Source organism: Microbacterium sp. ProA8, from assembly GCF_039905635.1.
Lineage (GTDB): Bacteria > Actinomycetota > Actinomycetes > Actinomycetales > Microbacteriaceae > Microbacterium > Microbacterium chionoecetis.
This window is the reverse complement of the sequence record NZ_CP157000.1, coordinates 1,946,526-1,968,771: the sequence shown is the minus strand read 5'-3', so window position 1 is coordinate 1,968,771 and position 22,246 is coordinate 1,946,526. Positions and strand designations below refer to the sequence as shown.

Sequence of the window (22,246 nt, the reverse complement as noted above, 5' to 3'; positions counted from 1 at the left end):
GTCACACCCCCTCGGCCGCGGGAGCGAATCCGTCGAGGTAGGCGCCGAACCACGCGCGCTGCTCCTCGAGTCCGGAATGCGGCTCGGCGTAGACGTTGTCGAGGACCGTCAGCGGCGGTCGGGTCGTCGCCGTCATCGCCGCCTCGCGGACGGCCACGGCGAGGGCATCGGCATCCGTCTCGACGGCGGCGACGAACGCCTCGTCGAACTCGCCGCGTGCGCGCAGCAGCGCCTCGAGGCGCGTGATCGGGTCACGGCGGCGCCACTTCTCGACCTCGTCCTTGTCGCGGTAGCGCGTGGGGTCGTCCGAGGTGGTGTGCGGGCCCATGCGATACGTGACCGCCTCGATGAAGGCCGGCCCGTTGCCCCGGCGGGCGTTGTCGAGCGCCCAGCGCATCGCGGCGAAGCATGCGAGCACGTCGTTGCCGTCCACACGCATGCTCGGGATGCCGAAGCCCGGCGCCCGCCCGGCAATGGGGAACTTCGCCTGCACGCTGACGGGCTCGGAGATCGCCCACTGGTTGTTGGTGCACACGAAGACGACCGGGGCGCCGAAGGAGGCGGCGAAGACCATCGCCTCGTTCACGTCGCCCTGACTGGACGCACCGTCGCCGAAGTACGCCACGGAGACCTGGTCGGTGCCGTCCCGCTGCACGCCCATCGCGTAGCCGACCGCGTGCAGCGCCTGCGCGCCGATGATGATCTGCTGCGTCGCGGTGTTGATGTCGTACGGGTTGTAGGTCGAGTGCTCCTCGCCGCGCCACGCCAGCACGAAGTCGGCGGGCTTGCCGCCGCGGGCGTAGACCACGCCCGTCTCGCGGTAGCTCGGGAATGCGAAGTCGTCGGCTCGCAGCGCTCGCGCGGTGCCGATCTGCGTCGCCTCCTGGCCCTGGCAGGGCGGCCACAAGGCCAGCTGACCCTGTCGCTGGAGCGCGACGCCCTCGGTGTCGATGCGTCGCAGGAGAACCATGTCGCGGTACAGGCCGCGCAGCGTCCCGGCATCGATGTCGCCGATCCAGCGGTCGAGCTCGGGGTCGGCGATCCGTTCGCCGTCGGGCGTCAGCAGTCGCGCGACATCGTCGATGTCGGTGGCGAGATCCGCTGTCGGTGTCAGGGTGTGCGTCATCGTCATCACTCCTCGTTGCGGGCTCCCTCGTGAGGAGCCGCTTCGCGTGCGCCGGCTTCGTCGCCGACTACATCGAGGCTACGTCCGCATCGCACCTCGCTCAAGCATTCGTGATCTGCTTGAGCATGTTGATAAGTAATGAGCACCCATAGCGTGCTAGCGTTTCGCACTATGAGTGCCCTCGATCATGTCGACCTGGAACTGCTGGCCGCGCTCTCCGCCGATCCCCGAGCCACCGTCGTCGCCCTCGCGGAGCGCCTCGGACTTTCGCGCAACACGGTTCAGGCGCGCATGTCTCGTCTGGAGAAGGCGGGCGTGTTCCTGTCGTACGAGCGGGCCATCTCATCCGCCTCGCTGGGATTCCCGATCGAGGCGTTCATCAGCGTCATCGTGCGGCAGGCCGATCTCCCCCGCATCGCGATCGAACTCGCGCGTGTGCCCGAGGTCGTGCAGGCCCACGGCCTGTCGGGTCAGGTCGATCTGCTGGTGCGCGTCGCCTGCCGCGACACGCAGCACCTGTTCGACACCGACGCGCGCATCCTCGCCATCGAAGGCGTCGAGCGCACCGAGACGTCCCTGGTGATGGGCGAGGTCATCCCCCACCGCGTCACCCCGCTCATGGACCTGGCGCGGCAGGAGTAGGCACGGCGGGAGCGAGCTGTGGGGTGACCGTCGACGAGGCGTCGGCGCGCACCAGCACGACCCCGACCAGGATGAGCGCCCCGCCCGCGAACTGCACGGGCGCCGGCACCTCGGCGAGGAAGATCCACGCGAACATGAGGGCGAACAGCACTTCCGACAGCCCCACGAACGACGCGACGCGCGAGCCGATACGCGGAACCGCCATCACGCCGAGCGCATAGCCGAGCGTCGTCGCGATGCCGGCCACCCAGAGCAGCGGCATCCACCACGGCACGGACACCCCGGCGAGCACGACCGACACCGCGGGCGCGTGGAACGGCATGATGCCGGTGGCGCAGAGGATCCCCATGACGATCGCGCCCGTCAGCAGCCCGCTCGCCGCGAGCGCCAGCGGCGGCAGATCGTCGCCGGCTCGTTCCGAGATCACGAAGTAGGCGCACACGCACACGGCCGCGGCGAGGGCCAGCAGCGTGCCGATCAGATCGAACGACGCTCCTGAGATGTCCACCACGAGCACCAGTCCGACGATGGCCACCAGCGACCCCCACAGCACGAGCGCCGACGGCGCCTTGCGGGTGCGCACCCACACGGCCACGACGAGCATGACCGGGGCGAGGTACTGGATCAGCAGGGCGACGGCCACCGGCATCCGCTGCATCGCCGAGAAGAAGAACAGCTGGCAGCCCAGCACGGGCATCAGGCCGAAGCCGGCGATCAGCCGCCAGTGGCGGCGGAGGAAGCCGCGCTGCCGCCTCATCGCCAGGAACAGCGCCGGCGACAGGACGAGTCCGGCGACGCCCATGCGCACGAGCAGGGCGGCTCCCAGCGACCAGCCGGCTTCGAGGAGCGGCTTGACGAACGGCCCGCTCGACGAGAACGCCAGGGCGGAGGCGACACCCATGACCAATCCGCTGGTGCGCAGTCGCGCACTCGGGCGGGGAGCCACGCCCAGCATCGCTGCCGGGCGTGTTGCGGTCGAGGCGGCCATGGCGACATCCGTCCGTCAGGGGTGAAACATGCTTACACTGGTGACAGTAGCCGAGGGGTATGTCAGGAGTCAACATGGTTTTCATTCATGACACGGAGCAGAATCTGCGCGCGGCGTCGTACCTCGTGAACACCCTGCCCGGCTACGACGACGAAGACACCCTGTCGACCCTCGAGGACTTCGAGGACTACCTGCGCGTCAACCCCTACACCGGGCTGATCCGGCGGGATGATGCCGAGCTCGCCGCGATCCGCGCCGTCCGGCCCCGGCTGCGGCAGCTGTGGGAAGTCGACCGCGACGGTGCCGTGCCGCTCGTCAACGAGATGCTCCGCGACGGCCACGCGCTCCCCCGCCTGGTCATCCACGACGGATTCGACTGGCACATCCACGCGACGAGCGACGACGCGCCGCTCGCGACCCGCATCATGGTCGAGGCGGCGCTGGCCTTCGTCGACGTCATCCGGGCCGACGAATACGACCGCGTGCGCATCTGCGCCGCCGACGACTGCGACGGTGTCTACGTGGACTTCTCGAAGAACGGCTCGAAGCGCTACTGCGACATCGGCAACTGCGGCAACCGTATGAACGTCAACGCGTATCGGCGTCGGAAGGCGCGAGAAAGCGCGTGATCGCGTCGGCGGCGGGAGCCGGCGTCTCGTAGTGGATCAGGTGCCCGACGTCGGGGATCTCCACCAGCTCCGCATCGGGGAACATCCTGGCCAGCCGTCGCTCAGCCTCGATCGGCGTGATGTCGTCGCGCTGCGCGGCGACGAGCAGCGTCGGCTGCGCGATGCGCGGCGCGAACGCGCGCACGTCGTTCGACACCGAGGCGAGGAACGCGTCGTGCAGCACATCCCGGTCCGCGAAGCGCGAGAAGTAGGTGTCGTGCTGATCGTGCACGAATCGACGGATGCCGGGGTCCTTGGTCTTCGCCATCGACACGCTCATCACCCGGACGATGAGGCCGTTGCGCAGCAGCGCGTCGCCGAGGCGCTTCGGCAGCTTCGCCCCAGCCCAGTAGTAGAAGACGGCCAGTCGCGTGAGCACGCCGCGCGGTCCCTCGAGCGCCGGTGCGCCGATCGGGTTCACCAGGATGACGCGGGGCGTCGCGAGCCCGCCGGCGACGGCGGCCGCCACCACGATCGAGCCGAACGAGTGGCCGAGGATCACGGCGCCCGGAGACACGGCCGCCGCGAACTCGCGCAGCCACTCGGCGTAGAGGTCGAGGTCGTGCCGGCGCCCCGGCACGGGCGCCGTCTCGCCGAACCCCGGCAGGTCGGGCGAGATCACCCGCACCGACGGGAGGTGCGCCACCACCGGCTCGAGGCCGTGATGCTCGCCGCGGAAGCCGTGCACCGCCACGAGCGTGACGGCCGCGTCGGCGGGGCCGTAGACCCAGTACGCCGTCACGCCGCCGAGCACGTCGACCTCACGCCGCTCGACCGGGATCACGTCGAGCAGCGGGGCGTACGGATTCGGGGCGGTCACCCGTCGAGTCTACGAGGCGCGGCTTCGCCTCCGGTGTGAGCGGAGCGCCTGCGCCGCGATGTCGGAAGCGGCGCATACCGTGATCGGCATGAGCCGCCCGCGTCCCGAACAGCTGCCGCTGTGGGATGTACCGGACTGGGTGCGCATGATCGGGGTGTTCGACCTCGAGACCACGGGCATCGACGTCACCGCCGACCGCATCGTCACGGCCCACGTCGGACTGCTGGATGCCGCGGGCCGGGTGATCCGCGCGCGTGACTGGCTCGCGGATCCCGGCGTCGACATCCCCGAGGGCGCGAGTGCGATCCACGGCATATCGACCGCACACGCGCGCGCACAGGGGCGCCCGGCCGCCGAGGTCGTGAGCGAGGTCGTCGAGGCGGTGCGCGCGCTGCTGGACGCCGGCATCCCCGTCGTCGCCTACAACGCGCCGTTCGACTTCTCGCTGCTGAAGTACGAGTCGCTGCGCCACGACATCGCGCCGATCCACGAACCGTCCCCGGTGATCGACCCGCTCGTCGTCGACAAGGCGTACGACCGCTGGCGCAAGGGCAAGCGCACGCTGGAAGTGGTGGCGGCGCACTACGCCGTCAGGCTGGACGCCGCCCACGAGGCCTCCGCAGACGCCGTGGCGGCCGGGCGGGTCGCCCAGGCGCTCGCCGAGCGCTACGCGCCGTGGCTGCCCGACACCGTCCACGAACTCCACACCCGCCAGATCGGCTGGGCACGCGCGCAGGCCGAGAGCCTCACCGAGTACTTCGTCCGCATCGGCCGGCTCGATGCGGACGAGCAGCTCGACGGCCGCTGGCCTATCCGCTGAGCGGCGGAAACGCAGAAGACCCCGCCGTAGCGGGGTCTTCTGATCCGAGGCGGACCGCTGACCGGTCGTCGAGCGCCGTCGAACGCGCGGGGGGCTTACTTGGAAGCGCCGCCGAAGTTCTTGAAGCGCTGGTTGAACTTCTCGACGCGGCCGGCCGAGTCCATGATGCGCTGCTTGCCCGTGTAGAACGGGTGCGAGGCCGACGAGATCTCCACGTCGATGACGGGGTACTCGACGCCGTCGAGCTCGATCTTCTTGTCGCTGCTCACCGTCGAGCGGGTGAGGAACGTCTCGCCCGAGCCGAGGTCACGGAACACGACGGCCTGGTAGTCCGGGTGGAGGTCAGTCTTCATGATGGTCCTTTGAGGGTGATGCCCTGGATTTTGCCAGCGCGGTCAAAGTCTGGGGTGCGAGCGCACCAAAGAAAGATTCTACCAGGCTCCCGGCCGGTTGCCGAACCAGTCTCTGCGGGCGTCAGTGCGCCGCGCGTGCGGCGTAGCGGCCGCCGTCTTCGGTGAGGCGGATCGGGACGCCGAACGTGTCGGTGAGCGTCTCGGACGTGAGGGTCTCGCGGACGGGACCGGATGCCACCGCCTGTCCGTCGCGCAGCAGCAGCACGTGGGTGAAGCCGACCGGGATCTCCTCGACGTGGTGCGTGACCATGATCATCGCGGGAGTCGTGGGGGCCTGGGCGTAGCCGCCCAAGAGGATGAGCAGCTCTTCGCGCGCCCCGAGATCCAGGCTCGCGGTCGGCTCGTCGAGCAGGAGCAGCTCGGGGTCCGTCATGACGGCTCGTGCGATCTGCACGCGCTTCTGCTCGCCGTCGCTGAGCGTGCCGAAGGTGCGGTCGGCGAGGTGGTCGAGCTTCCACTCCGCGAGCACCCGCAGCGCGCGGCGCTCGTCGATGTCCTCGTAGTCCTCGCGCCAGCGGCCCAGCACCGAGTAGGCGGCGGTGAGCACGACGTTGAGCACGGTCTCCTCGGGCGGCACGCGACGCGCCATCGCCGACGATGCGAACCCGATCCGCGGGCGCAGTTCGAACACATCCGTGCGCCCCAGCCGTTCGCTGAGGATCGTCACCGTTCCCGAGGTGGGGTGCAGGAGCGTGTCGGCCATCTGGAGCACCGTGGTCTTGCCGGCACCGTTGGGTCCGAGGACGACCCAGCGCTCGTCGTCGTTGACGGTCCAGTTCAGGTGGTCGACGATGTTCCTGGCGTTTCGGCGGACGACGACGTCGGAGAACTCGAGCACCTGTGGCATGCGACCAGCCTAACGGCCGCCGGCGGCCACCTCCGCGTAGAGCGCAGCCGTCTGATCGGCGATGCGCTGCCAGCTGAAATCCTCCGTCGCACGCCGGCGTCCGGCGGCGCCGTACTCGCGTGCCCGTTCCGGATCGCTCACGACCTCGGTGAGCACGCGCGCGAGATCCGCCACGTAGCGCTCGGGGTCGGTCGGCGTGCCCGTGCCGTCCTGCACCTGCTCGATCGGGACGAGCCGCCCCGTGACGCCGTCGACGACGACCTCCGGGATGCCGCCCGTCGCCGTCCCGACGACGGCCGCACCGCAGGCCATCGCCTCGAGGTTCACGATGCCCAGCGGCTCGTACACGGACGGGCACACGAACGTCGTGGCCGCACTGAGGATGGTGCACAGCTCGTGGCGCGACAGCATCCGGTCGAGCCAGACGACACCGGCTCGGGTGTCCTGCAGCCCGCGCACGAGGCCCTCCACCTCGGCCATGATCTGCGGGGTGTCGGGAGCGCCGGCGGCGAGGATCACCTGCACGTCGGCCGGCAGCCGCTCCGCGGCGCGCAGGAAGTACGGCAGGCCCTTCTGTCGTGTGATGCGGCCGACGAACACCACCGAGGGCCTCGCCGGGTCGATGCCGAGCTCTGCGAGCAGCGCGGGATCCTCGACCGGGTGCCACGCCTCGACGTCGATGCCGTTGTAGATGACTCGCACCCGCTCCGGATCCAGCGCCGGGTAGCTGCGGAGGATGTCCTCGCGCATGCCGTTGCTCACCGCGACGATCGCCGCGGCGCCCTCGTACGCCGACTTCTCGATCCAGCTCGAGACGGCGTAGCCGCCGCCGAGCTGCTCGGCCTTCCACGGCCGCAGCGGCTCGAGGCTGTGGGCGGTCACGATGTGCGGGATGCCGTGGAGCAGCGACGCGAGCTGGCCGGCGAGGTTCGCGTACCAGGTGTGACTGTGCACGACGTCGGCGCCGGCCACATCGGACACGATCTCGAGGTCCGTGCCGAGTGTCTGCACCGCCGCGTTCGCACCGGAGAGCTCGGCCGGCACGCCGTACGACGTCGTGCCCGCTTCGTCGCGCTCGGCCCCGAACGCGCGCACGCGCACATCGATGGTCGACCGCAGCGCCTTCACGAGCTCCGTCACGTGCACGCCGGCGCCGCCGTAGATCTCCGGAGGGTACTCCTTGGTGACGATGTCGACTCGCATGCCTCGAACGCTAGTACACGGCCCGGAACGCGTCATAGTGTGGGGGCCATGCCAGCTGCACCCAAGGTCTTCGGAATCATCCTCGCCGGCGGCGAAGGGAAGCGGCTGATGCCGTTGACCGCGGATCGCGCCAAGCCCGCCGTTCCCTTCGGCGGGCAGTACCGGCTCATCGATTTCGCCATCTCCAACCTCATCAACTCGGGCCTGCGGCAGATCGTCGTGCTCACCCAGTACAAATCGCACAGCCTCGACCGGCACATCTCGCAGACGTGGCGGATGTCGGCGCTCCTGGATTCGTACGTCGCCTCGGTTCCCGCGCAGCAGCGACTCGGCAAGCGCTGGTTCTCGGGATCGGCGGACGCCATCCTGCAGAGCCTCAACCTCATCAACGACGAGCAGCCCGACATCGTCGTCGTGATCGGGGCCGACCACGTCTACCGCATGGACTTCCGGCAGATGCTCGCCGCGCACGTCGAGTCGGGCGCGCGGGCCACGGTCGCCGGCATCCGTCAGCCGATCTCGCTCGCCAACCAGTTCGGCGTCATCGACGTCGATCCCGAAGACCCCATGCGCATCCGCGAGTTCCTCGAGAAGCCGCAGAACCCCGTGGGCCTCGGGGATGCCCCCGATCAGGTGCTGGCGTCGATGGGCAACTACATCTTCGACACCGACGCGCTGATCGAGGCGGTCGAGGCGGACGGAGAGCTGCCGACGTCGAACCACGACATGGGCGGCGACATCATCCCCTATTTCGTCGGGCGCGGCGAGGCCGGCGTCTACGACATGAACCGCAACGACGTGCCGGGGTCGACGCCTCGCGACCGGTACTACTGGCGGGACGTGGGGACGATCGACTCGTTCTTCGACGCGCACCGCGACCTCATCTCGACGCTGCCGGTGTTCAACCTGTACAACACCGACTGGCCGATCCACTCCCAGGCGGTCAACTCGCCGCCGGCGAAGTTCGTGCGCGACTCGGTGGGCCGCATCGGCAATGCGATCGACTCGATCGTGTCGCTCGGTTCCGTCCTGTCGGGCACGCACCTCGAGCGCAGCGTGGTGGGCCCGTGGACGCTCGCCGGCGGCGGCTCGACGATCACCGACTCGGTGCTGTTCGACCACGTCCACGTCGGCGCGGGCGCGCGGGTGCACCGTGCGATCCTCGACAAGAACGTGGTCCTCGACGAGGGCGCGACCGTCGGCGTCGACCGGGAGAAGGACCTCTCCCGCGGGTTCACGATCACCGACAGCGGCATCACCGTCGTGGGCAAGGGGTTCCGCGTCGAGCGATGACGCACGGTCGGGTGCGGCTCCCCGCTTTCGCTAGCGTGGAGGGATGCCCGTTGCCCCCGCCCGCTTCCTCGTGGTGCTCGACGCCGATTCGACCCTGATCCGCAACGAGGTCATCGAGCTCATTGCCGACGAGGCGGGGCGCGGGGCCGAGGTGGCGGCGGCGACCGAGGCCGCGATGCGCGGCGAGGTCGACTTCGCGAGCAGCCTGCGGTCGCGGGTCGAGGCGCTCGAAGGCGTGCCGCTCACGGCGTTCGCCCGCGTGCTGTCGCGCATCGAGCCGACCCCGGGAGTGCGCGAGCTCATCGCCGCGGTGCACGAGCGCGGCGGCGCGGTCGGCGTCGTATCGGGCGGATTCCACGAGATCCTCGACACCGTCGCCCCCGACCTCGGGGTGGACGTCTGGCGCGCGAACCGGCTGGCGACGCGCGACGGCGCGCTGAGCGGCGTCGTGGACGGCGTGATCGTGGATGCCGCGGGCAAGGCCGCCGCGCTGCGCGAATGGGCCGCCGAACGCGGCGTGCCCGTCACCCGCACCATCGCGATCGGCGACGGGGCGAACGACCTCGATATGATGGCCGCCGCCGGGCTCGGGGTCGCCTTCAACGCCAAGCCCGCGGTGCGCGCCCGCGCCGACCTGGTCGTCGGGCCGGTCGACCTCGCCGAGGTCATCGCCCTGCTGCCGTAGGCCGAATCTCGCCGGCGTGACGGGGAGCCGCGGGGAGGCTCCGGATGTCTGCCACCCTCACTACGGTCGAGTCATGCACATCATCCTCGTACCCGGGCTGTGGCTCGATGCGTCTTCCTGGGGCGAGGTCGCCCCTGCCCTCGAATCCGCGGGACACCGCACCCACGCGCTGACCATGCCCGGCGTCGGCGCATCGGGCGCCGAGTCGGCCGGCATCGGAATCGCCGATTGGGTCGCCGCGACGGTCGAGGAGCTGGACCGCCTCGACGGCGACGTGGCCGTCGTCGGCCATTCCGGCGGCGGAAACGTCGCCTACGGCGCGGTCGACGCGCGTCCCGACCGCGTCCAGCGCGTGGTGTTCCTCGACACCTTCCCGCCGGGAGAGGGCGGCTCCATCTCGGAGTTCCCCGTCGTGGACGGGGTGATCCCGTTCCCGGGCTGGGACTTCTTCGACGAGTCCGACGTCGCCGACCTCGACCCGCAGACACGGGCGGAGGTCGCCGCTCGCGCCCAGTCGGTGCCGGAGCGGGTGCCGACCGACCCGATCCGGCTCACGGACGAGCGACGACGCGCCGTGCCCGCCACCATCATCACGGGAACGGTGCCCGCGGCGCAGATCAGGGAGATCGTCCAGCAGGCCCCACCGTGGGCGGCCGAGCTCGCCGCACTGCAGCATCTCGACGTGATCGAACTCGGGGCACCCGGCGACGCCACGGGCCATTGGCCGCAGTTCTCCCGGCCCGGTGCGGTCGCCGAGGCGATCCTGCGCGCGCTCGGCTGACCCTCGACCGGCTCAGGGACCGCTTGGCCCGGTCGCTGAGCCTGTCGAAGCGCAGAGGTGCGTCGGGGTCAGTGACCCATGCCGAGGCCGCCGTCGACCGGAATCACGGCGCCCGAGATGTAGGCGGCGTCGTCGGACGCCATCCAGGTGACGACGCCGGCCACTTCCTCCGCCGAGGCGAAGCGTCCCGCCGGAATGTTCTTCTTGTACTCGGCCTGCGTCTCGTCCGAGAGCTCGGCCGTCATGTCGGTCTCGATGAAGCCCGGCGCCACGACGTTGGCGGTGATGCCGCGTCCGCCGAGTTCGCGCGTGAGCGAGCGGGCGAAGCCCACGAGCGCGCTCTTCGAGGCGGCGTAGTTGATCTGCCCGGCGGAGCCGTAGAGGCCGACGACGCTCGAGATGAGCACGACGCGGCCCCAGCGTGCGCGCAGCATGCCCTTCGACGCGCGCTTGACCACTCGAAAAGCGCCGCCGAGGTTCGTCGCCACGACGCTGTCGAAGTCGTCCTCGGTCATGCGCAGCAGGAGGGTGTCCTTCGTGATGCCGGCGTTCGCGACGACGATCTCGACCGGGCCGAGGGCCTTCTCGACCTCGGTGAACGCCGCGTCGACGGCCGCGGCATCCGTCACGTCCGCCCGGACGGTGAGCGTGCCCGCGGGACCCTCCCCGGAACGTGCGGTGACGGCGACCCGGTAGCCCTCGGCGACGAAGCGCTCCGCGATGGCACGGCCGATGCCGCGGTTTCCGCCGGTGACGAGGACGACGCGATCGGTGGACATGGTGGCACTCCCGGGGGTTGTGGCGGATCCGCACCAGCCTATCGGCGGCAGGGAAGCGCCCCCGGCTCGTTTGACACCCTCGTGCCCCGCTGGGACGCTGGGCACAGACATCGACGAAAGGCCCGCCGTGAGCGACCCCAACCCCCAGAACCCCGCACCCGAGCCCGGCGCATACCCGCCGGTTCCGCCCGCGCCGGCAGCCGCGCAGCCGGCGCCTCCCGCCGCGCCGGGCGCGTACCCGCCGCCCGCTCAGGGCGCCTATCCCCCGCCCGCCTACGGCGCTTCCGAATCGACCGCGGCTCCGTCGTACGGCGCAGCCCCCGCCTACGGGGCGGCGCCCGCCTACGGCACCGCTGCGGGGTATGGCTACGGCGCGCAGGCGAAGACCAACACGCTCGCGATCGTCTCGCTCATCGCCTCGATCGCGGCCTTCATCATCGTGCCGTTCGTCGGGTCGATCGTGGGCGTGATCACCGGCCACATGTCGCTCAACCAGCTCAAGACGAGCGGCGAGCAGGGCCGCGGGATGGCGCTCGCCGGCACCATCGTCGGCTGGGTCGGTCTCGGCCTCGCGATCCTCGGCATCATCGCGGCGATCGCGTTCTTCGGATTCTTCCTGGCGGTCTACCAGGAAAGCGGCGGCACGTCCTGAATCCCAGCGCCCCGGACACGTTTCCGGGGCGCCCACGCGGCGGGAGCGGCGTACCCTGGAAGTACCGTGAAGAGTTCGAGCCACGCCCCATCGGCCACGTCCCTGCCGCGCGCACCGCGCGACGACGTCGACGCGCGCTCGGTGCGATATCTCGTCACGATGGGCATCCGCATCGCGTGCTTCGTCCTGATGGTCGTGATCACTCCCTACGGCTGGTACACCTGGGTGTTCGGCGCCGCCGCGATCTTCCTCCCCTACGTCGCCGTGGTCTCGGCGAACGTCGGCCACGAGGGGCGGCGCAACCGGCGCGAGGATCCCGAGGCCGCTCTTCCCGCAGCGCCCTCGGAGCCCTCGGCACCCGCCGCACCTGAGGTGCGCGTGATCCGCATCGACGAGACGCGGCCAGGCGCCGACGGCGCGCGGGACGGGGCCGCATGAGCGACCTCGCCCACGGGCAGGGCGTCGACGCGACCTGCTCGCGGGCCGGCTGCCGTGCCGTGGCGGGCTGGCGCATCGACTGGCGAAACCCACGGATCCACGCCGCCGATCGGCGCAAGACGTGGGTCGCATGCGATGAGCACGTCGGGTACCTGCGCGAGTTCCTCGCCGCCCGCGACTTCCCCGTCTGGGTAGCACCGCTGTCCCCCGCCGAGACGGAGACGACGCGATGAGCGGCCGCTCGGTCAGCATGCAGCGTCTTCCCCGCGCGGGGCGCTGGGCGATCTACATCGCGCTGGCGGTGGTCTTCGCCATCGCGTGCGCATTCCTGTCGAACTGGCAGTTCACGCGCAATCAGGAGCGCTCCGGGCAGCTCGCGCTGGTCGCGGAGAACTACGACGCCCCGCCGGTGCCCCTCGCCGACCTCATCCCCACGGGCGGCGAACTCGATCCGCAGGACGAGTGGCGTCCGGTGGTCCTCACCGGAACCTATCTGGCCGATGACGAGCTTCTCGCCCGCAACCGTCCGCACGGCGGCACTTCGGCGTTCGAGGTGCTCGTGCCGTTCCGCCTCGACGACGGCCGGGTGCTGCTGGTCGACCGCGGCTGGGTGGCGCCCGGCAAGGATCAGCCCGAGCCCGATGCGGTGCCCGCTCCCCCGTCCGGCGAGGCGACCGTCATCGTGCGGCTGCGCCCCGGTGAGGCGCTGCCGTCGTCGGGACGCTCCGCGCCCGAGGGGCAGGTGCCGACGATCAATCTGGGGCTCGTCGCCGACGCCCTCCCCGCCGACGCCGGCGACGCCCTCGAGCAGAGCGCCTACGGCGTGATGGTCTCGGAGGACCCGGCGCCGGCGGCCGCGCCGCGCGCTCTCGAGCCGCCCTCCGACGACCCCGGCCCGCACCTCTCGTACGCGATCCAGTGGATCCTCTTCGCCGTGATGGGCTTCATCTTCATCGGCTACGTCATCCGCACCGAGCGGCGGCACCGCCGCGAAGACGCCGAGGACGCCCAGGCCGCCGAACTCGCAGCGGAGGGAACGGATGCCGCTCCAGGGGTCGCTCAGGCCCCGCGGAGAAGCCGCGACCGCGACGCCGAGGACGAGGACGCACTCCTCGACGCCGCCGGCCGCTGACCGCGGGCAGGCCGCCGAGAACGCCGCAGCGGAGATCATCGGCGAAACGCCGGGGCGAGGCATCCGTCCGCGACGCGTTTGCCGGAATCTCCGACTCTGTGCGCGCCTACCCGCGCTCGCCGGCCCTAGGCGAGCGCGATGAGGTCCGCATAGTCGCGGCCCCAGATGTCTTCGACGCCGTCGGGGAGGATCAGCACGCGCTCGGGGTTGAGCGCCTCGACCGCGCCCTCGTCGTGCGACACGAGCACGACGGCGCCCTCGTAGTGCGCGAGCGCGCCGAGGATCTCCTCGCGCGACGCGGGGTCGAGGTTGTTGGTGGGCTCGTCGAGCAGCAGCATGTTCGCCGACGACACGACCAGCGTGGCCAGCGACAGGCGGGTCTTCTCGCCACCCGACAGCACACCGGCGGGCTTGAGCACGTCGTCGCCGGTGAACAGGAACGAGCCGAGCACCTTGCGCGCCTCGGTCGCGGTGATGTCGGGAGCGGCCGACATCATGTTCTCAAGCACCGACCGCGAGACGTCGAGGTTCTCGTGCTCCTGCGCGTAGTAGCCGATCTTGAGCCCGTGGCCGGGCTCCAGCTGACCGGTGTCCGGCTGGTCGACGCCGGCCAGGATGCGCAGCAGCGTCGTTTTTCCGGCACCGTTGAGACCGAGGATGACGACCTTCGACCCCCGGTCGATCGCCAGGTCGACGTCGGTGAAGATCTCGAGCGAGCCGTACGACTTCGACAGCCCCGACGCCATGAGGGGCGTCTTGCCGCAGGGCGCCGGCTTCGGGAAGCGCAGCTTGGCCACGCGCTCCTCCTGGCGCACCTCGTCGAGGCCGGCCAGCATCTTCTCGGCGCGTGCGACCATCTGATGCGCGGCGGCGGCCTTCGACGCCTTGGCGCCGAACCGCGCCGCCTGCTGCTGCAGGACGGTCGCCTTCTTCTCGACGTTGGCGCGCTCCTTCTTGCGGCGCTCCTCGTCCGCCACCCGCTGACGCAGGTAGTTCTTCCAGTTCATGTTGTAGACGTCGATGACCTGTCGGTTCGCGTCGAGGTAGAACACGCGGTTCACCGTCTCGCCGACGAGCTCCACGTCGTGGCTGATGACGATCAGGCCGCCCTTGTAGCCCTTGAGGAACTCGCGCAGCCATACCACGCTGTCGGCGTCGAGGTGGTTGGTCGGCTCGTCGAGGATCATCGTCTGGGCGTCCGAGAACAGGATGCGGGCCAGCTCGATGCGACGGCGCTGACCGCCCGACAGGGTCTTCAGCGGCTGGTCGAGGATCCGGTCGGGCAGCGACAGGTTGTGCGCGATCGAGGCCGCTTCGGCCTCGGCCGTGTAGCCGCCGAGCGCTTCGAACCGCTCGGTCAGGTTGGCGTACTTGCGCATCGCGCGCGCGGCCACCGCCTCGTCCTCGCTCGCCATCGCGAGCGAGGCGTCGTGCATGCCGATCGCGAGCGTGCCCAGTCCGCGCGCGTCGAGGATGCGGGTGCGAGCCAGCATCTCGGGGTCGCCCGAACGCGGGTCCTGGGGCAGATAGCCCAGCTCTCCCGAGCGATCGACCTTGCCGTCGGCCGGGATGAGGTCTCCGGCGAGCACCTTGGTCAGTGTGGTCTTGCCGGCGCCGTTGCGGCCGACCAGTCCGATCTTGTCGCCGTCCGACACGCGGAAGGAGACGTCCGTCATGAGCACGCGAGCGCCCACGCGGATCTCGAGGTCGTGCACGGCGAGCACAGCGGATGTCCGTTCCGTCGGTGGAGTGGGGGAATGGCCGAGTGGCCAGCCATCCAGTATACGGGGCGGCGTCATCCGCCCGGGGCAGCCCGAGTTCTCCTCAGGGATACCTCCACGGGGTGACACGGTCTATACCGCAGAGGGATGCCTCGCCCTGCACCCGCCGCATAGCTTGCGGGAGTGGATCTCATCACCGACATCGTCTTGCAGGCCGTCTCGTCGCCGTGGCTCTACCTCGCCATGTTCGTCGTGGCGGTCGTCGACGGCTTCTTCCCGCCGGTGCCGAGCGAGACCGTGCTGGTGGCGGCGGCGGCAGTGGCGGCATCCACCGGCGGACCGGATCTGGCGCTGCTGGGTGTCGTCGCCGCCGCCGGAGCCGTGGTCGGCGACAACATCGCGTTCGCCATCGGAAGACGCACCGGCCCCACCAGGTTCGCGTGGATGCGGCGCCCCCGCGTGGCGGGGGCGTTCGCGTGGGCGGGCACGGCGCTGGAGAGGCGCGGCGCCGGCCTCATCCTCGGCGCGCGCTTCATCCCGGTCGGGCGGGTGGCGGTCAATCTCTCGGCAGGTGCGCTGCGCTATCCGTGGCGGCGGTTCGCCCTGCTGACGGTGGCGGCCGGCCTCTGCTGGTCGGCGTACAGCATCGCGATCGGCCTGCTGGCCGGGGCGTGGCTGAAGGACCAGCCGCTCCTGAGCGCCGTGTTCGGCATCGTCCTCGCCCTCGCCATCGGTCTGGTGGTCGATCGCGTCGTCGCCCGGCGCACGCGCCGTGTCGCGGCATCCGTCTGATGGCTGCCGGCTGACAGGATGACACCGTGCACGACACTCCCCCGCCCGCACCGCCCGCTCCCGGCAGCGGCCGACGGCTGAACCCGCGGACATTCGCCTTCGGTGCGCTCGCACTGGCGCTGGTCGCGCTCTTCTCAGTGCTCGTTCCCGTCCACATCACGCTCTACCTGCAGCCGGCACCGCTCGCGTTCCTGTTCGGGGCGATGCTCTGCGCGGCCCCCCTCTTGGCGGTGCGCTTCCCGCGGTGGTCGATCGCCCTGTTCACCGTGTCTGCGGTCGCGCTGCCGCTTCCTGTCGCCGAAGCGGGTGCCGCCGTCTGGCCCTGGCCCTGGTCGGTCCCGGCGATGCTGGTGCTCATCGTCTTCGTCGGCGTGCTCGCGATCGTGCACGGCTGGCGCCTCGCGCTCGCCGCGTGGCTGCCGGCCATCGCGGGCACCCTGATCGTGGTCATCGCATCGTCGGGCACCGTCCCCGTGGTCGCGGGGATCGTGAACCTCGTGATCGTGACGTCCGTATCCGGTGCCGCGCTGCTGGTCGCGGTGCTGGTGGCGAGCCGGCTGCGGGTCGGGGCCGAGCTCACCCGCGAGCGGGAGCTCACCGCGATCGAGCAGTCCCGGCGGGTGCTGGTCGAGGAGCGCACCCGCATCGCGCGGGAACTGCACGACGTCGTGGCGCACGGGATGTCGCTCATCCAGGTTCAGGCGTCGACGGCGCGCTACCGCGTGCCGGCGCTCTCCGACGAGGCGCGGCACGAGTTCGACGAGATCGCGCAGACGGCGCGTGAAGGCCTGACCGAGATGCGACGACTGCTCGGCGTGCTGCGCACCGAGGATCAGCAGGCCGACCTCGCCCCGCAGCAGGGGCTGCGCGACATCCCTGAGCTCGTGCAGGCCCTGCGCCGCGCGGGTGCGGAGATCGACGCCGACCTCGCTCCTTCGCCGGAAGGCGTGCCGAGCGCGGTCGACATCGCCGCCTTCCGCATCGTGCAGGAGGCCTTGAGCAACGCGGTGCGACACGCTCCGCACGCGCGGATCGCGCTCTCGATGCAGGCGGATGCCGCGGCCGTCCGCGTCGTCGTCCGCAACGGGCCTCCCGCTGCCGCCGAGATGACCTCGGGTGCTCCGTCACAGCGCGGGCACGGGTTGCTGGGGATGCGCGAACGCGCCGCACTCGTCGGCGGCACCGTCCGTGCCGCGCCCGACGACGACGGCGGCTGGACCGTCCGCGCGGTCCTCCCCCTCACCGCACCGCCGATCGGATCCATCGCGGGCGACCCCACGGCCGTCAGATCCACCGACCCCGCCACAGGAGGCCCGCAGTGACGATCAGCGTGCTCATCGCCGACGACCAGGCCATGGTGCGAGCCGGCTTCGCCGCCCTGCTCGACGCACAGGAGGACATCCGCGTGGTCGGCCAGGCAGCCGACGGCGCGGAGGCCGTCTCGCTGTCCGCGCGGCTGAACCCCGATGTCGTGCTGATGGACGTGCGGATGCCGGAGCTCGACGGCATCGCCGCGACCCGCCGCATCCTGGGCCCGACGTATCCCGCCGCCCGCGTGCCGCGCATCCTCATGCTCACGACCTTCGACATCGACGACTACGTCTACGACGCGCTCGAAGCCGGAGCGAGCGGCTTCCTCCTCAAGGACGCGCTGCCGGAGGACCTCGTGCATGCGGTGCGCGTCGTCGCCGCGGGCGATGCACTGCTGGCGCCGAGCGTCACCCGCCGGATGATCGAGCACTTCGCCGCGCGCCGGCCCCGTGCAGGACGCGCGACGGCGACCCTCCACGAGCTCACCGATCGTGAGCGCGAGGTGCTCACCCTCATCGGCCGCGGCCGGGCGAACGCCGAGATCGCCCGGGACCTGTTCATCTCGGAGCAGACCGTGAAGACCCACGTCGGCAAGGTCCTCGCCAAGCTCGGCGCCCGTGACCGCGTGCAGGCCGTCATCTTCGCCTACGACGCGGGGCTGGTCGAACCCGCCTCCTGATCACCCCACGGGGTGAGACGACGACGGCACCACGGGGCGATGCCGTCGGCGTCACCGTCTCCATAGCCTTCCGGGACGCACCCCCGAGGAGGCCTCATGACCATCGTCCGACCCACCGCCCCCGCGGTCGCCGCGACCATCCCCGCGGGCAGAGACCGCGCGGTCGACCTGGTCCGTGCCCTCTGCATCAGCGCCGTGGTGGTGCTGCACGCGATGATGGTCGGCGTCACCGTGACCGATGCCGGCCCGTCGTTCGTCAACGCCAGCGACGGCACCGCATGGGTCGTGCCCCTCAGCTGGGCGCTGCAGGTCATGCCGCTGTTCTTCGTGATCGGCGGCTTCTCGGGGGCCACCGCGTTCCGCAGGGCCCGCGCACGGGGCGTCGACGGCGTGGGCTTCGTCGCCGGCCGCATCCACCGACTGCTCCTTCCGGCGCTCGTGACGATCGGTGCGGCCGGAGGAATGCTGGCGCTCCTCGCCGCGTCGGGGGCGCCCTCCGACCTCGTGACGCTGGCAGGCTTCCGGTTCGCGCAGCCGCTGTGGTTCCTCGGCGTCTTCCTGATCTGCCAGGCGCTGCTCCCCGCGCTGCTGCGACTCCACGACAAGGCGCCGCTGCGCAGCATCGCGGCGCTCGCCGCCGCGGCGGCCCTCGTCGACATCGCGCGCCTCACGACGGGACTCGAAGCGCTCGGCTTCCTCAACCTCGCGTTCGTGTGGCTGGCGATGCAGCAGCTCGGGTTCTTCCTCGCCGATGGCCGGATCGACGCACTTTCGCGACGCGCGCGCGTGCTCTGGCTCGCCGGAGCGGTGGCGGCTCTCGCGCTCTCCTTCTCCAGCGGCATCCACTCCCCCGATCTGGTCGCCAACATCAACCCGCCCACGACGGCGCTGCTGCTGGTCGGCATCGCGCACACGGCCCTGCTGTCGCTGTTCCGTCGCCCGCTGGATCGACTCGCCGCGGGGCGCCTGCCGTCCGCGCTGACCGCGTTCGTGACGCCCCGTGCGATGACGGTGTACCTCTGGCACATGCCGGTGCTGCTGTGTCTCGCCGGACTGAGCGCGGCGGGCGCGATGATCAGCGGACTGCCGCTGCCCGCGCTGGACAGTCCGTCCTGGTGGCTCACCCGTCCGCTGTGGCTCGCCGCGGCGCTCGTGTTCACGGCTCTCGTCGCGCGGCGGCTCGCCCCGATCGAGGCGCTGCCGGCACCGGCGCCCGCGCGTGGCGCATGGCGGGTGGGCATGGCCGCCGTCGCAGGAACGGCGGCGGTAGCGATGCTGCTGGTCGCGGGCACCTCCGTCGTCACCGCCGCGATCGCCGTCGCGCTGCTGGGAGTGGCCCTGCGGACTGCCCGCGGGCCCGTGGCGGGCGTGCCCCGCATCGCACTCGCATGATCGCGTCTCTGGCGTTCCGCGCCTCGAGGGGTCTCGCCGCCGTCGTAGAACGCGGACAGCGGATCGGCCGATCATTGGTGGACGGCGTCCAAGTACCCCTCTCCCACGCCCCCTAGGCTGAGTGCCATGTCATCCATCGCCGCCGCCCCGACCGCCTCCGCAGGGACCCGTCGCGTGCTCGCCGACGTCATCGCCCGCCCGTCCTCGCGCGCTCGCGCGTTCGCCCTCGACGCCGGTCTCGTGATCGCCGGCGCGACCATCGTGGCGCTCCTCGCCCAGGTCGAGATCCCGCTCTGGCCGGTCCCCATCACGGGTCAGACGCTCGGCGTGATCGTCGTCGGCGCCGCCCTGGGCGCCTGGCGCGGAGCGGCGGCGCTCACCACCTACATGCTCGTCGGCCTCGCGGGGCTCCCGGTCTTCGCCGGCTTCACGGGCACCCTCGCCGCAGTGGGCAAGCCGAGCTTCGGCTTCGTCATCGGCTTCATCTTCTCGGCGTTCGTCGCCGGCTGGTTCGCCGAGCGGGCGTGGGATCGACGCCCCGGGCTCGCGTTCCTCGGCTTCGCCGCGGCCAGTGCGGTGCCGTTCCTCTTCGGCATCCCGTACATGGCGTTCATCCTCAACGTCGTGATGGGCCTCGACTACTCGTTCTCCGCCCTGCTGGCGGCCGGCCTGCTGCCGTTCATCGTCGGCGGACTGGTGAAGGCGGCGCTCGCGGCCGCCATCATCCCCGGCGCCTGGGCTCTCGTGCGCAAGGCGGACAAGACCAAGGAGTGAACGGATGCCGCCTCACGCGGCATCCGTGATCGACAGCCCCGGCCCCATCGGCCGGGGCTGTCGCCGTTGTGCGGTGTGTGTCGGATCGGATTGGCATTCTGTAAAACGGCTGGGTAAGGTTGGCCTTACTCCGCCCGAATAAGGGCATCCTTACCTAAAATCTTCCGGAGGATTCCGTGCGCCCCAACCGCCCCGTCGCCGCCACTGCGATGCTCGCCATCGCCGCGCTCACCCTCGTCGGGTGCGCCGGTGCGGCCGCCGACGACGCAGCCACCACGACAGGATCCTCGTCGGGCGACGGCTTCCCCGTCACGATCGAGCACGCGTTCGGCGAGACCGTGATCGAGTCGAAGCCCGAGCGCGTCGCGACGGTCGCCTGGTCGAACCAGGAGGTGCCGCTCGCGCTCGGTGTCGTGCCCGTCGGCATGGCAGAGGTGACGTGGGGCGACGACGACGCCGACGGCGTGCTGCCCTGGGTCGAGGACAAGCTCGAGGAGCTCGGCGCCGAGACCCCGGTGCTTTTCGACGAGACCGACGGCATCGACTTCGAGGCCGTCGCCGACACGCAGCCCGACGTGATCCTCGCCGCCAACTCCGGCATCACGCAGGAGGAGTACGACACGCTGTCGAAGATCGCGCCGGTCGTGGCATACCCGGGTGCCGCCTGGGGCACCTCGTACGAGGACATGATCCGCCTGAACTCGCAGGCTCTCGGCCTGGCCGAGGAAGGCGACGCCCTCATCGAAGAGCTGCAGGGCGAGGTCGACGCCGCGCTGGCGAACTACCCGGAGCTGGCGGAGTCCCGCGTGCTCTTCTCGTACATCGACCCGTCGGACTTCAGTCAGGTCGGCTTCTACACGAGCACCGACACGCGTCCCGGCTTCCTCGAGAGCCTCGGGTTCCCGGTGCCGACCGTGGTGGGCGAGGAGTCGGACGGAGTGGCCTTCTACACGACGGTGAGTGCCGAGCAGGCCGACCGCTTCGCCGACGTCGACGTCTTCGTCACCTACGGCGACGCCAGCGGATCGATCATCCCGCAGCTCCAGGCCGACCCGCTGCTCTCGCAGATCCCCGCCATCGCCGCGGGCCGCATCGCGATCCTCGAGGAGTCGACGCCGCTGGCCGCCTCGGCCAACCCGTCGCCGCTCTCGATCGGCTGGGGCATCGACGAGTACTTCGCGCTGCTCGCCGGCGCGCTCGACTGATCCGCCCCGGAGTCTGATCGGTGGCCGTCATCGAGACCTCCGCTCCGGCGCCGGATGCCGCAACCCTGCGGCGTCCGGCGGCGGTGCGGCTGGCGTGGCTCGCGGTGTGCCTGGTGGTGCTCGCGGCGCTGTGCGTCGCCTCGGTGGCATTCGGCGTCCGCGATGTCGGACTGGGCGACATCGTCGCCGGTCTCGCCGGCGACACGAGCGGTGTCGCCCAGGCCGCGGTGGTGGCCCGACTGCCGCGGACCGTGCTCGCCATCGCCGTGGGCGCGGCACTCGCGATGTCGGGCGCCGCCATGCAGGCCGTCACCCGCAACCCTCTCGCCGATCCCGGCATCCTGGGCATCTCGGGCGGGGCGGCGCTGGCCGTGGTGATCGGCATCGCCTTCTTCGGCATGTCCGACCCGTACGCGTTCATCGCCGCATCCATCATCGGCGCGGGCGGCGCCGCGGTTTTCGTGTACACGGTCGGCTCCCTGGGCCGCGGCGGCGCGACGCCGCTGAAGCTGGCCCTGGCCGGCGCGGCGACGTCGGCCGCGTTCATGTCGCTCGTGAGCGCCGTGCTGCTCCCCCGCGTCGATCTGCTCGAGACCTTCCGGTTCTGGCAGATCGGCGGCGTCGGCGGCGCCACCTGGGATCGCATCGCCACCATCCTCCCGGTGCTTTTGATCGGCGCCGTCGTCACGATCGCCTGCGGCCGCGGCATGAACTCGCTCGCGCTCGGCGACGACGTGGCGACGGGTCTCGGCGAGCACGTGATGCGCACGCGCCTGATCGCGGCGGCCGGCGCCGTCATCCTCTGCGGCGCCGCGACCGCCATCGCCGGCCCCATCGCGTTCGTCGGGCTCATCATCCCGCACCTCTGCCGCCTGCTCGTCGGCACAGACCATCGCTGGCTGCTGCCCTTCTCTGCCGTGGCGGGAGCCGCACTGCTGGTCGCCGCCGACGTCGTGGGCCGCGTCATCGCCCGGCCCGACGAGATCGAGGTCGGCATCCTGACGGCACTGATCGGCGCCCCGTTCTTCATCTGGATCGTGCGTCGCCAGAAGGTGAGGGAGCTGTGAGCGCTCAGACAGCGAGCA

Annotated in this window: 25 protein-coding genes; 17 read left to right on the top strand and 8 right to left on the bottom strand. The window is 71.0% G+C overall.

What is annotated here, in order from left to right:
• Nucleotide 1: 1 nt before the first annotated feature.
• Nucleotides 2–1,132, bottom strand: a complete 1,131-nt coding sequence (gene pdhA, locus ABG085_RS08545) for a pyruvate dehydrogenase (acetyl-transferring) E1 component subunit alpha (RefSeq protein ID WP_347978957.1) — start codon at nt 1,130–1,132, stop codon at nt 2–4.
• 165 nt (nt 1,133–1,297) lie between these two features.
• Between pdhA and ABG085_RS08540 the strand changes: the two genes are divergently transcribed.
• Complete coding sequence (locus ABG085_RS08540) at nt 1,298–1,768, top strand: Lrp/AsnC family transcriptional regulator (RefSeq protein WP_347978956.1); 471 nt, start codon at nt 1,298–1,300, stop codon at nt 1,766–1,768.
• On the opposite strand, the gene ABG085_RS08535 is transcribed toward ABG085_RS08540, so the two are convergent.
• Nucleotides 1,743–2,756 (bottom strand): DMT family transporter, encoded by a 1,014-nt coding sequence (locus ABG085_RS08535; protein WP_347978955.1) that lies wholly within the window; start codon nt 2,754–2,756, stop codon nt 1,743–1,745. The genes ABG085_RS08540 and ABG085_RS08535 overlap by 26 nt on opposite strands.
• Before the next feature lie 74 nt (nt 2,757–2,830).
• On the opposite strand from ABG085_RS08535, the gene ABG085_RS08530 reads away from it, so the two are divergent.
• A complete protein-coding gene (locus ABG085_RS08530) occupies nt 2,831–3,385 on the top strand; it encodes a CGNR zinc finger domain-containing protein (protein ID WP_347978954.1) in 555 nt (184 codons plus the stop codon).
• Here ABG085_RS08530 and ABG085_RS08525 read toward each other — a convergent pair.
• A complete protein-coding gene (locus ABG085_RS08525) occupies nt 3,345–4,244 on the bottom strand; it encodes an alpha/beta hydrolase (protein WP_347978953.1) in 900 nt (299 codons plus the stop codon). The genes ABG085_RS08530 and ABG085_RS08525 overlap by 41 nt on opposite strands.
• An 88-nt stretch (nt 4,245–4,332) precedes the next feature.
• On the opposite strand from ABG085_RS08525, the gene ABG085_RS08520 reads away from it, so the two are divergent.
• Nucleotides 4,333–5,064, top strand: coding sequence for an exonuclease domain-containing protein (locus tag ABG085_RS08520; protein ID WP_347978952.1), 732 nt, complete (start codon nt 4,333–4,335; stop codon nt 5,062–5,064).
• 95 nt (nt 5,065–5,159) lie between these two features.
• Here ABG085_RS08520 and ABG085_RS08515 read toward each other — a convergent pair whose 3' ends face one another.
• From ABG085_RS08515 to glgA, 3 genes are all read right to left on the bottom strand, one after another.
• Entirely contained in the window at nt 5,160–5,417 is a 258-nt protein-coding gene (locus ABG085_RS08515) for a type B 50S ribosomal protein L31 (RefSeq protein ID WP_163619513.1), read from the bottom strand.
• A 121-nt stretch (nt 5,418–5,538) separates the two neighbouring features.
• Complete coding sequence (locus ABG085_RS08510; protein ID WP_347978951.1) at nt 5,539–6,324, bottom strand: ABC transporter ATP-binding protein; 786 nt, start codon at nt 6,322–6,324, stop codon at nt 5,539–5,541.
• 9 nt (nt 6,325–6,333) lie between these two features.
• On the bottom strand, nt 6,334–7,527 hold the full coding sequence (gene glgA, locus ABG085_RS08505; protein ID WP_347978950.1) for a glycogen synthase: 1,194 nt from the start codon (nt 7,525–7,527) through the stop codon (nt 6,334–6,336).
• Between the two features lie 48 nt (nt 7,528–7,575).
• On the opposite strand from glgA, the gene ABG085_RS08500 reads away from it, so the two are divergent.
• From ABG085_RS08500 to ABG085_RS08490, 3 genes are all read left to right on the top strand, one after another.
• On the top strand, nt 7,576–8,820 hold the full coding sequence (locus tag ABG085_RS08500) for a glucose-1-phosphate adenylyltransferase (protein WP_347978949.1): 1,245 nt from the start codon (nt 7,576–7,578) through the stop codon (nt 8,818–8,820).
• A 43-nt stretch (nt 8,821–8,863) separates the two neighbouring features.
• Nucleotides 8,864–9,505: a phosphoserine phosphatase SerB gene (serB, locus tag ABG085_RS08495; protein WP_347978948.1), complete on the top strand. Its 642-nt coding sequence runs from the start codon at nt 8,864–8,866 to the stop codon at nt 9,503–9,505.
• A 73-nt stretch (nt 9,506–9,578) separates the two neighbouring features.
• The gene (locus ABG085_RS08490) at nt 9,579–10,286 is read left to right on the top strand and encodes an alpha/beta hydrolase (RefSeq protein ID WP_347978947.1); all 708 of its coding nucleotides are present in this window, start codon (nt 9,579–9,581) and stop codon (nt 10,284–10,286) included.
• Nucleotides 10,287–10,354: 68 nt separating this feature from the next.
• Here the strand turns inward: ABG085_RS08490 and fabG are convergent, their stop codons facing one another.
• On the bottom strand, nt 10,355–11,065 hold the full coding sequence (gene fabG / locus ABG085_RS08485; RefSeq protein ID WP_347978946.1) for a 3-oxoacyl-ACP reductase FabG: 711 nt from the start codon (nt 11,063–11,065) through the stop codon (nt 10,355–10,357).
• Between the two features lie 127 nt (nt 11,066–11,192).
• Between fabG and ABG085_RS08480 the strand changes: the two genes are divergently transcribed.
• The 4 genes from ABG085_RS08480 to ABG085_RS08465 all read left to right on the top strand — a co-directional run bounded on the left by ABG085_RS08480 (nt 11,193) and on the right by ABG085_RS08465 (nt 13,287).
• A complete protein-coding gene (locus ABG085_RS08480; protein ID WP_347978945.1) occupies nt 11,193–11,717 on the top strand; it encodes a DUF4190 domain-containing protein in 525 nt (174 codons plus the stop codon).
• A 66-nt stretch (nt 11,718–11,783) separates the two neighbouring features.
• Nucleotides 11,784–12,155, top strand: coding sequence for a DUF3099 domain-containing protein (locus ABG085_RS08475; RefSeq protein WP_347978944.1), 372 nt, complete (start codon nt 11,784–11,786; stop codon nt 12,153–12,155).
• Nucleotides 12,152–12,388 carry a hypothetical protein gene (locus ABG085_RS08470; protein ID WP_347978943.1) on the top strand — a complete coding sequence of 79 codons (237 nt, stop codon included), beginning with the start codon at nt 12,152–12,154 and terminating at the stop codon, nt 12,386–12,388. Before ABG085_RS08475 ends, ABG085_RS08470 begins: the two co-directional genes overlap by 4 nt.
• Nucleotides 12,385–13,287, top strand: a complete 903-nt coding sequence (locus tag ABG085_RS08465) for an SURF1 family protein (RefSeq protein ID WP_347978942.1) — start codon at nt 12,385–12,387, stop codon at nt 13,285–13,287. Before ABG085_RS08470 ends, ABG085_RS08465 begins: the two co-directional genes overlap by 4 nt.
• 125 nt (nt 13,288–13,412) lie before the next feature.
• On the opposite strand, the gene ABG085_RS08460 is transcribed toward ABG085_RS08465, so the two are convergent.
• Nucleotides 13,413–15,011 (bottom strand): ABC-F family ATP-binding cassette domain-containing protein, encoded by a 1,599-nt coding sequence (locus tag ABG085_RS08460; protein ID WP_347978941.1) that lies wholly within the window; start codon nt 15,009–15,011, stop codon nt 13,413–13,415.
• Nucleotides 15,012–15,191: 180 nt separating this feature from the next.
• On the opposite strand from ABG085_RS08460, the gene ABG085_RS08455 reads away from it, so the two are divergent.
• From ABG085_RS08455 to ABG085_RS08425, 7 genes are all read left to right on the top strand, one after another.
• On the top strand, nt 15,192–15,800 hold the full coding sequence (locus ABG085_RS08455; protein WP_347978940.1) for a VTT domain-containing protein: 609 nt from the start codon (nt 15,192–15,194) through the stop codon (nt 15,798–15,800).
• Between the two features lie 26 nt (nt 15,801–15,826).
• Nucleotides 15,827–17,122: a sensor histidine kinase gene (locus ABG085_RS08450; protein WP_347978939.1), complete on the top strand. Its 1,296-nt coding sequence runs from the start codon at nt 15,827–15,829 to the stop codon at nt 17,120–17,122.
• Nucleotides 17,119–17,790: a response regulator transcription factor gene (locus ABG085_RS08445; protein ID WP_347978938.1), complete on the top strand. Its 672-nt coding sequence runs from the start codon at nt 17,119–17,121 to the stop codon at nt 17,788–17,790. The genes ABG085_RS08450 and ABG085_RS08445 overlap by 4 nt, the downstream gene beginning before the upstream one ends.
• A 96-nt stretch (nt 17,791–17,886) precedes the next feature.
• Entirely contained in the window at nt 17,887–19,182 is a 1,296-nt protein-coding gene (locus tag ABG085_RS08440; RefSeq protein ID WP_347978937.1) for an acyltransferase, read from the top strand.
• A gap of 126 nt (nt 19,183–19,308) precedes the next feature.
• Nucleotides 19,309–19,956: a biotin transporter BioY gene (locus tag ABG085_RS08435; RefSeq protein ID WP_347978936.1), complete on the top strand. Its 648-nt coding sequence runs from the start codon at nt 19,309–19,311 to the stop codon at nt 19,954–19,956.
• Between the two features lie 176 nt (nt 19,957–20,132).
• Nucleotides 20,133–21,161, top strand: coding sequence for an iron-siderophore ABC transporter substrate-binding protein (locus tag ABG085_RS08430; protein WP_347978935.1), 1,029 nt, complete (start codon nt 20,133–20,135; stop codon nt 21,159–21,161).
• Nucleotides 21,162–21,181: 20 nt separating this feature from the next.
• Nucleotides 21,182–22,228: an iron ABC transporter permease gene (locus ABG085_RS08425; protein ID WP_347978934.1), complete on the top strand. Its 1,047-nt coding sequence runs from the start codon at nt 21,182–21,184 to the stop codon at nt 22,226–22,228.
• Nucleotides 22,229–22,246: the final 18 nt, after the last annotated feature.

Excerpts from the sequence above, each read along its gene's own strand:
- pdhA (WP_347978957.1), bottom strand. The coding sequence starts at position 1,132 with ATGACGATGACGCACACCCTGACACCGACAGCGGATCTCGCCACCGAC.
- ABG085_RS08540 (WP_347978956.1), top strand. The coding sequence starts at position 1,298 with ATGAGTGCCCTCGATCATGTCGACCTGGAACTGCTGGCCGCGCTCTCC.
- ABG085_RS08535 (WP_347978955.1), bottom strand. The coding sequence starts at position 2,756 with ATGGCCGCCTCGACCGCAACACGCCCGGCAGCGATGCTGGGCGTGGCT.
- ABG085_RS08530 (WP_347978954.1), top strand. The coding sequence starts at position 2,831 with ATGGTTTTCATTCATGACACGGAGCAGAATCTGCGCGCGGCGTCGTAC.
- ABG085_RS08520 (WP_347978952.1), top strand. The coding sequence starts at position 4,333 with ATGAGCCGCCCGCGTCCCGAACAGCTGCCGCTGTGGGATGTACCGGAC.
- ABG085_RS08515 (WP_163619513.1), bottom strand. The coding sequence starts at position 5,417 with ATGAAGACTGACCTCCACCCGGACTACCAGGCCGTCGTGTTCCGTGAC.
- ABG085_RS08510 (WP_347978951.1), bottom strand. The coding sequence starts at position 6,324 with ATGCCACAGGTGCTCGAGTTCTCCGACGTCGTCGTCCGCCGAAACGCC.
- glgA (WP_347978950.1), bottom strand. The coding sequence starts at position 7,527 with ATGCGAGTCGACATCGTCACCAAGGAGTACCCTCCGGAGATCTACGGC.
- ABG085_RS08500 (WP_347978949.1), top strand. The coding sequence starts at position 7,576 with ATGCCAGCTGCACCCAAGGTCTTCGGAATCATCCTCGCCGGCGGCGAA.
- serB (WP_347978948.1), top strand. The coding sequence starts at position 8,864 with ATGCCCGTTGCCCCCGCCCGCTTCCTCGTGGTGCTCGACGCCGATTCG.
- ABG085_RS08490 (WP_347978947.1), top strand. The coding sequence starts at position 9,579 with ATGCACATCATCCTCGTACCCGGGCTGTGGCTCGATGCGTCTTCCTGG.
- fabG (WP_347978946.1), bottom strand. The coding sequence starts at position 11,065 with ATGTCCACCGATCGCGTCGTCCTCGTCACCGGCGGAAACCGCGGCATC.
- ABG085_RS08470 (WP_347978943.1), top strand. The coding sequence starts at position 12,152 with ATGAGCGACCTCGCCCACGGGCAGGGCGTCGACGCGACCTGCTCGCGG.
- ABG085_RS08465 (WP_347978942.1), top strand. The coding sequence starts at position 12,385 with ATGAGCGGCCGCTCGGTCAGCATGCAGCGTCTTCCCCGCGCGGGGCGC.
- ABG085_RS08440 (WP_347978937.1), top strand. The coding sequence starts at position 17,887 with ATGACCATCGTCCGACCCACCGCCCCCGCGGTCGCCGCGACCATCCCC.
- ABG085_RS08435 (WP_347978936.1), top strand. The coding sequence starts at position 19,309 with ATGTCATCCATCGCCGCCGCCCCGACCGCCTCCGCAGGGACCCGTCGC.